The organism is Acinetobacter portensis, assembly GCF_009372215.1.
GTDB lineage: Bacteria > Pseudomonadota > Gammaproteobacteria > Pseudomonadales > Moraxellaceae > Acinetobacter > Acinetobacter portensis.
Genome location: NZ_LWRV01000099.1, coordinates 1 through 10,325, shown reverse-complemented (window position 1 = coordinate 10,325; position 10,325 = coordinate 1). Strand labels below are relative to the sequence as shown.

Annotated in this window: 10 protein-coding genes; all 10 read left to right on the top strand. The window is 29.7% G+C overall.

Annotated features, from left to right (window positions below; all coding sequences use genetic code 11):
- The first annotated feature begins 106 nt into the window (after positions 1-106).
- The 10 genes from A6M14_RS14135 (at position 107) to A6M14_RS12315 (ending at position 10,312) form a co-directional block, all read left to right on the top strand.
- A complete protein-coding gene (locus A6M14_RS14135; RefSeq protein WP_171500289.1) occupies positions 107-259 on the top strand; it encodes a hypothetical protein in 153 nt (50 codons plus the stop codon).
- Positions 260-273: 14 nt separating this feature from the next.
- Positions 274-1,614, top strand: coding sequence for a type VI secretion system baseplate subunit TssK (tssK, locus tag A6M14_RS12350; protein WP_152875423.1), 1,341 nt, complete (start codon positions 274-276; stop codon positions 1,612-1,614).
- Between the two features lie 9 nt (positions 1,615-1,623).
- Positions 1,624-2,868 carry a type VI secretion system protein TssL, long form gene (gene tssL, locus A6M14_RS12345; RefSeq protein ID WP_152875422.1) on the top strand — a complete coding sequence of 415 codons (1,245 nt, stop codon included), beginning with the start codon at positions 1,624-1,626 and terminating at the stop codon, positions 2,866-2,868.
- Between the two features lie 15 nt (positions 2,869-2,883).
- Positions 2,884-6,381: a type VI secretion system membrane subunit TssM gene (gene tssM, locus A6M14_RS12340; protein ID WP_152875420.1), complete on the top strand. Its 3,498-nt coding sequence runs from the start codon at positions 2,884-2,886 to the stop codon at positions 6,379-6,381.
- A gap of 27 nt (positions 6,382-6,408) precedes the next feature.
- Positions 6,409-7,440, top strand: coding sequence for a type VI secretion system protein TssA (locus tag A6M14_RS12335; protein ID WP_152875419.1), 1,032 nt, complete (start codon positions 6,409-6,411; stop codon positions 7,438-7,440).
- An 11-nt stretch (positions 7,441-7,451) separates the two neighbouring features.
- A complete protein-coding gene (tssB, locus tag A6M14_RS12330; RefSeq protein ID WP_152875417.1) occupies positions 7,452-7,964 on the top strand; it encodes a type VI secretion system contractile sheath small subunit in 513 nt (170 codons plus the stop codon).
- A gap of 13 nt (positions 7,965-7,977) precedes the next feature.
- Complete coding sequence (gene tssC, locus A6M14_RS12325) at positions 7,978-9,465, top strand: type VI secretion system contractile sheath large subunit (protein WP_152875415.1); 1,488 nt, start codon at positions 7,978-7,980, stop codon at positions 9,463-9,465.
- A gap of 115 nt (positions 9,466-9,580) precedes the next feature.
- Entirely contained in the window at positions 9,581-9,700 is a 120-nt protein-coding gene (locus A6M14_RS14345) for a type VI secretion system tube protein Hcp (protein ID WP_277752907.1), read from the top strand.
- Positions 9,673-10,062 (top strand): Hcp family type VI secretion system effector, encoded by a 390-nt coding sequence (locus A6M14_RS12320; RefSeq protein WP_277752906.1) that lies wholly within the window; start codon positions 9,673-9,675, stop codon positions 10,060-10,062. Before A6M14_RS14345 ends, A6M14_RS12320 begins: the two co-directional genes overlap by 28 nt.
- 58 nt (positions 10,063-10,120) lie before the next feature.
- Entirely contained in the window at positions 10,121-10,312 is a 192-nt protein-coding gene (locus tag A6M14_RS12315) for a hypothetical protein (protein WP_152875413.1), read from the top strand.
- Positions 10,313-10,325: the final 13 nt, after the last annotated feature.

Genomic DNA, 10,325 nt, shown 5'->3' with positions numbered 1-10,325 from the left:
TTGAAACACCACCAAATTTTTTAATAATAAGAAAAACTATTTAAATTTTGAAATAAATGAAGGTCAGCTAGTTCAAATAAATTTAGAAGAAGCTGCAAAATTAACATTGAATAAGCAATTAAAAAAATTAGAAAAAGAAGGATTAGATGTTTCTGGATTATCAGAAAAAGTCTTAAAAAAACTTGAAACTAAAATTGAAAAAGACTCAATTCCAAAGATAAAAACTTCATTGGAAAAGGGTATTTATAAAGAATATTAATTAAGGGTCTGGAAATGTCACAAGATTTAAAAGTAGTTTGGAATGAGGGCGTTTTAATTGCCCCACAACACTTTCAACAATTAGAACGCCATTATGATAATAAATTAAGTGAATATTATTTGTCATTGCAGGGATTCGGTTGGGGGGTGACAAATCTTGAGTTGAATTTATCTTCATTGAAATTAGGTGAGCTTTCAATAGAGCGGGTATCTGGATTTTTTCAAAATGGTGATTACTTTAACGAGGCTATTGCAACGGCACCAAATTTAAAAATCAAGCTTGAACCAAATTTGGAAAATGAAATTATTTATTTGGTTTGGGCTATCGATTCATCTTATAAAAGAAACTACGGTTTTTGGGAAGATAAAGACTATAAAACAGTAAGATTTTTGATGAAAGATGCTGAATTGGAGGATAGTGCAGATCCTTCTTTACCTAAACGATCTTTGATGTTGGCTTGTCCAAACCTGAGGTTGTCTCTTTTGAGGGACATAAGTGAAAATGATTTAAAACTACCTATTGCAAAAGTAATTAATACAAGCAAAACAGCAGCAACTGAACTGGATATGGAATATATTCCTCCTACAGTGGTTGTAAGTAGTAGTCAAAAATTAGGACATTATGTTTCAGATATCATGGGTTTATTAAAGCAACGTATTACAGCTTTAACTAATTTATTAAATAATCCTACATTAAAAGGTACAGGGGAAGTCCGAGACTTTTTAATGCTACAAACGATCAATCGCTACTTCGCTTATCTATATCATGTTTCTTTATCTTTACACGCCATTCATCCACATAATCTATATGGTGATTTGATTAAGCTATATGCTGATTTATGTACTTTTAATGCGGATAAAACTTTTAATGAATTACCTAGTTATGATCATGATCAAATAGGCTATTGCTTTAAAGAGTTAAGTATATTGTTGAAAGAATCACTTTCTACTGTGCTTCAGCAACGTGCAATTATGATTCCTTTAGAGTTGAGAGATGAGGCTACTAGGGTTGCATTAACACCTGATGTTTCAATATTGAATACAAGTAAATTTATATTGGCAATCGGTTCAAGTATTTCTGAAGAGTTACTACGACAAAGAATACCTACCACAATTAAAGTGGGCTCTGTTGAAATGGTGCGTGAATTGGTTGCATATCATTTACCTGGAATAAAGATAGCTGCTCTTCCTGTTGCACCTAGAGAAATTCCATATCACGCTGGATATAGCTATTTTGAATTAGATAAGAGTTCTGAGCTTTGGAATGGGCTTGCAAAGTCTTCTGGAATGGCAATTCATTTAGCTGGTGATTTTCCTGATTTAGAAATGGAATGTTGGGCAATAAAACAAAAATAAGAGTTGAATATGCAAAATTTAAAATTTAAAGATATAGAAAATAGTATTGATAATAAAAAAATAGATTTGATTGGTGATCAATCTATTAATCCTCTAATTAGTGCAGCTTTCCCTATTTTTAATAAATTAGTTGAGACAAAGGAAGTTGAGTATAAGGGTGCAACGATTGATATTTTGGAAAATTTTAAAAAGTGTATTGAAGAGTTTGAGACTCAAGCTGAATTAAATCGTGTTACTTATGAAAGTATTCAGGCTGCAAGATATTGCTTATGTACAATGCTTGACGAGTTTGCCACAAAATTTGGTTGGGCGGATCAAGAATGGAATGCTCGAAGTTTGTTAGTCACATTTCATAATGAAACGTGGGGAGGCGAACAGTTTTATCAATTATTGGATTCATTAAAGAAAGATGCATTAAAAAATCTTCATCTTATTGAATTGATGTATTGCTGTTTAGTTCTTGGCTATATGGGTAAATATAAGATACTCAATAATGGCAAAGTAACAGTAGAAAGTATTAAAAAAGAATTAGAAAAAATTATAAAAGAACATGGTGAAGAAAAGAATCCAAAAATTCTTAATGAAAGTCTAATAAATACCAGTTTTAATTCTGAGAAGCGAAAGATTATCCCATATTGGGTACTTTTCTTAAGTGGTTTTATTATTATGTTGATGATATATATCACAATGAAATTTATTTTAAGTAAATATTCATATGAATTAGAAGAACGAATGAATGCAATGCATTTTGTATTGGATAAAAGAAAAGATCATAAATACTTAACTCCATTATTAAAATATGAAATTGAACGTAATTTGTTAAAAGTAGATGAAATCGTTGGTAAAAGTACAATTACAATTCTAGGTGATGAACTATTTAGTTCAGGCTCTGATCAAGTTAATGATCGATATTATCCAGTCATGGCATCAATTGGACAGGCTTTAAATGAAGTTAAAGGTCGAGTAGATGTATTTGGTTATACGGACGATCGTGCAATAAACAGTGGAAAATATCCATCGAATTGGCATTTGTCTCAAGGGCGTTCAGATGCAGTAAAAAGAATTCTAATGAATTATATCCAAGATACGTCCCGAATTAGAGCGGAAGGGCGTGGTGCAGATGCATTGTTGAATGAAACAAATACGGAAGAGAATAGAGCTAAAAATAGACGGGTCGAGATCGTAGTTTATATAGATCAGAAACTCGGTCAAGCAACATTATCAACTCCAATATTAATAGAAAATAATAAATAAAAGATTAGGTGTGAAATGATTTTTTTAAAAGAAAATAAGTGGATACTATCAGCTTCTATTGCATTGTTTATTATTTATGCCTTACTGGTTTGGTTTGTGGGGCCACTAATAGCAATTGCTGATCACAAAATTCTAAATAGTGTGCTTGTTCGAGTTTTAGTTATCTTATTTGGTGTGTTTGTTATTGTCGTTGGCTGTGCATACAAGATATATCGTAATAAGAAAAAGCTCAAAGATGCTGATGTAAGTGATGTTGATGAAAAGCTCTCTAAAGTAAAATTGGAAAGTAGATTAAAGGATAAGTTTCGACATTTAGATGCTTTTTTAAGACAGCAAAAAGGGCTTAAAGAAAAGAATATATTCCAAAGAGTATTTGGGTCTAAGCATGATTATGTCTACAACAAGCCATGGTTTATGCTTGTTGGTCCAAGCAATGCTGGTAAAACGACAGCCTTATTGAACTCAAATTTAACATTTCCAATAGGACTAATTGACTCCAAGAATATTGGGCGTCAAACAGAAGACTGTGACTGTTTTTTAACAGATGATGCTTTATTCTTAGATACGGCGGGACACTTCTTTGAAGGCTCTGAGAGTAACGAGGTTAAAAAAGATTGGGGTGAATTACTTAAAATTTTAAAAGATTATCGACCAAAGCAGCCAATAAATGGATTGATATTGATGCTTAGTGCTGAAGAAGTGCTAAATTTTGATGAAGAAAGTTTACAAGTGCAGATAGATAAGATTCGATTAAGATTAAAAGAAATACAAACAGTATTTAATACCTCTTGTCCTATCTATATTGTTATTAATAAGATTGATGCTATTCGAGGTTTTGGTCAATTTTTTAAATATCTTTCGGAAAAGGAAAAGCAGCTAACTTTTGGTGTAACTTTAGATCCATTAGCTGAAGATTCATATAAAAGAATTGAAGATCTATTATCTAATATAGATAGTATATCAATGCAATTACATAAGAATATTTTTAAAAGTGTTTCATATAATAATAATCATAATGATGAAGAAATAGATTTAGCACTCGGTTTTTCTAGTCATTTTGAACAGTTTGCCGATACGTTAAAAAATTATTTACAAAAATTATTAGTGCTGTCTAACTACGATATAGATTTACAATTAGCAGGTGTGAATTTAATCAGTATTATACAGCAGGATGATTCTAATTCTTCGATAAAGCAAAATAATTTTCAAGAAAATGATTTGAATGATGTAAAGAAAGAACCAAAGCTTATTATTAATCCATTATTTGTTGAAAATATATTTAAAAAATTAGTTCTTAGTACTGCTAAAATGGCTGGGATTGATAATAATTGGTTGAAGAAACGCAAGAAAAACTATTGGATAATAGTTGGGTTCTTGATTTTTCTTACAGTGGTTTTTTTCACATTATTATTGAAAGGATTTTTATTTAATAGGGACTATCAAAAAGATATAGATAAGTCATTACAGACCTTAGAATTTAATATTAAGGATGTTGATATTTATCATATTCCATCTGTTTTAAAGTTTATTAATCAGTTAAATGATTTGCCATTTAATGGTATAAATAAAGAAAAATTATCAAAATCATTTTCTGATAATTATGGGTTGAGTCAACAAGAAAGTATTGTTGAGTCTAGTCAGATAAAGAATGAAAGATTTATAAAAGAAACATTGCTACCTGCAATTTCTAATGAAATATATTCTAGTTTGAGAAATAGTGTTGAGAGTAAAAACTACAATAATGCATATGCAAATTTAAAAATATATTTAATGTTATATGAGAAAGAGCATTATGATAGTAATTATGCATATGAGTGGGTGTTTAGTAATGTTATTTCAAAGTCAGTATATGATGAAAAAACATTAAAATTGGCAAGAGAAATATTTAAAAAATATAAAATAATGCCGCAAAATGATAAGGATCAAGTATTAATAGAGAGGGCGAGGCAGTTACTTTTTTATACAGATGTTAGTCAAGTTATTTTGGAGGATTTAGATAAGTATTCTGGAACTCTTCCACCACAAAGCATACCGAATGTTTCTTATATATCAATGGGTGGTATTGGTTCAAATAATATTTTTAGAAGAGTTTCTGATAAAACACTCAATGATCCTGTTAATATTATTTATACAAAATATGGTTATCAGTATATTTTTAAACCTTTTGTTACTAAGCGCTTAAATACTATTTATAATGAAGAAAAATGGGTTATTGGAAATGATGCTCAGTTTAAATCTATAGATGATGTTTTGCTTGATATTTATAGATTATATTCTCAAAATTATGTAAATGCATGGAGAGGATATTTGAATGATATTAAGATGATTAAACCAGAATCATTACAACATGCAATTACAATGGCTAAGCAATTATCAGAGAAAAATTCATCTTTGGCTGGTATTATTAAAGGGATTAGTTTAAATACCAATTATACTATAGAAAATTTAGAAAAAAAGAGTGAGTCTACTAATCTTAATTCTGCAACGACAAAAGCTGCAGTTAAGTCTGTAGCTAAGAAGCAAATAAAAATTGATGAATCGAAAATTCAAGGATACTTAGAGAATATTTCAAATAGTTTTTCACCATTTAGAAATTTAGTTACTGGTGGGGATAACGAGTCACACTTGAATGATATTACAAAGTCTATCAATGATTTATATATATATTTATTGTCACTTGAATTTAGTATTCAGAGTGAAGATCAACTTTTACCTGATGTTAAACCGTTAATTAATTATAAAGCACAGATAAATAGACTACCTGAGCCATTTAAACCAATGTTAGATGTCTTTGTGGGAAAGGTGCTAGCGTCAAGTCAGTCTTATAAGGATGGGCAACTTGTCGCTATCGTTACACAACAAGATCAAATTGTTAAGAATTCTTGTCGTGATTTAATCTTTAATAAGTACCCATTTGATAAAAGCTCATCTAATGAAGTTTCATTAAAGGAATTAGCGCAAATTTTTGGTAAGAGTGGTTCATACTTAACTACGATTAATAGTAATGTTCAAGTAGCATCTGGACAGCAAGTTCCATATAGAATTTTATTGGAGCAGGGGTTAAATGAGAGATTGTCCATATATAAAAATGTTGAGAACATAAATTCATTATATTTTGAGGGGGGAGATATTCCAAATATAGATTTAATACTAAGAGTGAAAACTTTAAGTAAAAATGCTGAATATATAAATATAACATATGATGGTAAAAAATATGATTATTATCATGGTCCAATTAAAAGTTTTAATTTAGATTGGCCTGCTAAAAATTCTCAACGTTTTGTTATAAATTTAAAGCTTTTAAAAAATAATATACCAATTAAATTAGTTTCAGATGGTGAGTGGTCGCTATTTAAGATTTTAGATAAGGCTGAAAGTTTGAAATTTAATAATGAATCTAAAGTTTTAGTTGCTACTTTTTTGATGGAAAATGAAAAAGTAGTAATCGAATTTGAATCTCGTAAAAATAAATTGCCCATAAATTTAGATTGGATTAGAACTTTCAAATGTTAGAAATAAAATAAATATAAGGAATTTACCATGATTACATATGAAATATATATAGATTCGATAAGTAAAGATAATTCTGTTGGTTTTAATGTGGAGTATGATCCAGATTATTTAAATCTCCTAGATCTAGTAAGAGATAAGCCAGAACAACAATATGGCGATATTATTATTGAAGCCAAGGAAAAAGACTGGGAAAAAGTATTTAATATTTCAAGTGATATTTTACTTGAGAAAAGTAAAGATTTAAATGTTATGTCTTATTTTTCTTTAAGTTCAATTTACTGCTATGGTGTTGATGGGCTTTATTCTAGTTTGAGAGTTATCTATGATAATTTAAATTTATATTGGGATGATCTTTATCCATCATTATATGATGAAGATAATAGCCTAGATCCTGATTATCGTGTTAACTCTCTTTCATTATTTAATTCTAATGATGGTATAATAAAAGCTTTAAAAAATTCTGTTTTGGTGAAAAATAGGCTGACAAATAATTCTTACACATTTAGAGAAATTGAGAAGATTTTAGAATATCCTGCTGATTCACATAATATTTACCCTGGTGGCATGGAACGATTATATGTGGATTCTAAAATAGCAGCTAGCGATAAAAAATCTGAAATTAGTTTGTTGATTAAATCTTTAGATATTATAAAGAATATTGTAAACATATTTGATTCTAAAGTTGGTTTTTCTGAACTAAGATTTGATAATTTAGAAGAATTTATTAATAAATTTATTTTATTATTAAAAGATAATAACAAAAATGAAGTTATTAGTAGTGAGTTAACTAAAAACTCAGAAAAAGATGTATTTTTTGGTGAATTTAATTGGAATAATTTTGAAATAAAATCCAGAAATGATATCGACTTAATACTTGAAAAAATTTATCTCTACTTTGAGAAAAATGAGCCCTCGCATCCTGCGCCTTTATTTATAAGAAGAATTCAAAGGTTAATGACTTATAACTTTTATGAAATTATGAAAGATATTAGTCCTGATTCAATGGATAAACTTATAAATTTAGTTGGGCAACCTACCGAGAAAAATATTACTGAATAATAGGATGAATTATGAATAAAAATTCCGGTCAAAAATTTATTGCCAGAAATAGAGCACCTCGTGTTCAAATTGAATACGATGTTGAGATTTATGGTTCTGAAAAAAAGATTGAGCTTCCTTTTGTAATGGGAGTGATATCTGATTTAGTTGGTAAATCAAATATTGAATTGCCAGAAATTAGTGAGCGATCATTCATGGAAATTGATATAGATAATTTCAATGAACGAATGAAAGCATTGAAGCCCAGAGCTGCATTTAGTGTTGAAAATGCACTGACTAACGAAGGCTTCATCAATGTTGATTTGGAGTTTGAAAGTCTTGAAGATTTTTCACCAGATCGTATTGCAAAAAAAATTGAACCACTAAAAGAACTTTTAGATGCTCGAGTTGAATTATCTAACTTACTATCTTATATGGATGGTAAAACAGGTGCGGAAACTTTGATTAGTAAAGTTCTTTCAGATAATAACTTATTACAATCAATTGCCAATTTATCAAAAAAAGATCAAGAAGAATCTAAGTGATTAGAGAATAAATATGACTAATATTTCACAATTAGAAACTGAGAATAGTGCTCAATATATTCAATTAGATGAATTTGAACAATTAATCAATAAAGAATTTAAGCCTAAGTCTCAGCAAGCTGAATCAGCGGTTCAACAAGCTGTTAAAACTTTAGCAAAGCAAGCGTTAGAAAGTGTTGTTCAGCATTCTAATGATACGTATCAAACTATTGTTGCAATTATTGCAGAAATAGATAAAAAGCTTTCGGAACAAATTAACAAAATAATTCATCATAATGAGTTTCAAGAGTTAGAGCGTTCTTGGGTTGGTCTTCATTATTTAGTAAATAATACTGAGACAAATCATTTGCTTAAAATTAAGTTTATGCCTTTAAGTAAAAAAGAATTAAGTAAAAACTTAAAGAAATTTAAAGGCGTAATGTGGGATCAAAGTCCTATATTTAAAAAAGTGTATGAAGAGGAATATGGCCAATTTGGTGGTGAACCATTTGGTTGTTTAGTGGGTGACTATTATTTTAATCATAGTGCACCAGATGTTGAAATGTTAACTGAAATTTCAAAAATTTCAGCATCTTCACATTGCCCATTTATTACGGGGACAGATCCAAGTCTAATGCAAATGGAGTCATTTGAAGAATTAGCAAATCCACGTGATATTACAAAAATTTTCCAAAACACAGAATATATTGCTTGGAGAAATTTACGTGAAAATGATGATTCTCGTTACTTAGGTTTAGCATTACCACGATTTATGGTGCGTTTACCATATAGTGCAGAAAATAACCCTGTTGAAGGATTTAACTTTAAAGAGGTTCTTGAGCAGCACGAAGACTATGCGTGGGTGAATGCTGCATATGCAATGGCTGTAAACATTAATAGATCTTTCAATGAGTATGGTTGGTGTACATCAATACGCGGTGTTGAATCAGGTGGTGTCGTTGAAGAGCTTCCAACACATACATTTGAAACAGATGATGGTGGTGTTGATCTGAAATGTCCTACTGAATGTGCAATTAGTGATAGACGAGAAGCAGAATTATCAAACAATGGTCTAATGCCTCTTATTTATCGTAAAAACTCTAATTTAGCAGCATTTATTGGTGCACAGTCTTTGCAAAAGCCTTTGGATTATTATGATGTAGATGCAACTGCCAATGCTAAATTAGCTGCTCGATTACCATACTTATTTGCATGTTGTCGCTTTGCTCATTATTTGAAATGCATAGTGCGAGATAAAGTGGGTTCCTTCCATGAACGTGAAGATATGGAGCGCTGGTTAAATGACTGGATTATGAATTATGTAGATGGAGATCCTGCAAACTCTTCTCAAGAAACTAAAGCTAGAAAACCATTAGCATCAGCTGAGGTTGTGGTAGAAGAAATTGAAGATAATCCTGGTTATTATTCATCTAAATTTTATTTACGACCACATTATCAATTAGAAGGGTTAACTGTATCACTTCGATTAGTTTCTAAATTACCTTCATTGAAAAAAGAGTAATTTAAAAATAAATATTGATTATTAATTTTTTATAAATAATAATAATACTCATGATTAAAATAAAATCTAATGAGTATTATTATTAAATATAATTTTATTTACAGGTGTTTTATATATGGCTATTGATATATTTTTAAAAATTGACGGTATTAACGGTGAGTCTAAAGATTCTAATCATAAAGACTGGATTGATGTACAAGATTTTAGTTGGGGGCGATTCAACCTGCAACTTTAACAAGTGGTGGTGGTGGTGGTGCTGGTAAAGTAAATTTTGAAGACTTAAATGTTACTGCTGCTATTGATAAATCTGCTCCTATCATATTGAAAAATAGTGCTATTGGTCGTCACATTCCGAAATTAGAAATTTCTGTGTGTAAAGCTGGTGGTGAACAAATTGAATATTCACGTATTACGTTGGAAGATGTGTTAGTGACTGCAGTCGAATTTGTAGGATCTAAAGCGAATGAAGTTTTATTCGTAAATTATAAATTCCAAGGTGTTAAAGTGAAGAGCCAATATTGGGAACAAACAGAACGTGGTGGACGTGGTGCTGAAACTCAAATGGCATATGATATTAAATTGAATAAATCAGTTTAAAATAATCAGGTGAGAATATGGTTGATACTATATTCTCACTTTTAAATAAGTATATATAATGAATAATCTTGATAATAAAATAAAAGATGTGAAATTAAAAATTAAAGACAATCCATTGGTTTTTGATTTTAGACTTGAGTTAATACAATATGACTGTTTAAAAGGTTATTGGGAACATGCTTTAAAAAACTTAGATATATGTTCGAAAATAAGTAATACAGATGGTCAAAATAATAAATTATGGCTCTAGACTAGCAGAATAG

What these genes read in the sequence shown, in the direction of transcription:
- tssK (WP_152875423.1), top strand. Translation starts at nt 274, where the DNA reads ATGTCACAAGATTTAAAAGTAGTTTGGAATGAGGGCGTTTTAATTGCC.
- tssL (WP_152875422.1), top strand. Translation starts at nt 1,624, where the DNA reads ATGCAAAATTTAAAATTTAAAGATATAGAAAATAGTATTGATAATAAA.
- tssM (WP_152875420.1), top strand. Translation starts at nt 2,884, where the DNA reads ATGATTTTTTTAAAAGAAAATAAGTGGATACTATCAGCTTCTATTGCA.
- A6M14_RS12335 (WP_152875419.1), top strand. Translation starts at nt 6,409, where the DNA reads ATGATTACATATGAAATATATATAGATTCGATAAGTAAAGATAATTCT.
- tssB (WP_152875417.1), top strand. Translation starts at nt 7,452, where the DNA reads ATGAATAAAAATTCCGGTCAAAAATTTATTGCCAGAAATAGAGCACCT.
- tssC (WP_152875415.1), top strand. Translation starts at nt 7,978, where the DNA reads ATGACTAATATTTCACAATTAGAAACTGAGAATAGTGCTCAATATATT.
- A6M14_RS14345 (WP_277752907.1), top strand. Translation starts at nt 9,581, where the DNA reads ATGGCTATTGATATATTTTTAAAAATTGACGGTATTAACGGTGAGTCT.
- A6M14_RS12315 (WP_152875413.1), top strand. Translation starts at nt 10,121, where the DNA reads ATGAATAATCTTGATAATAAAATAAAAGATGTGAAATTAAAAATTAAA.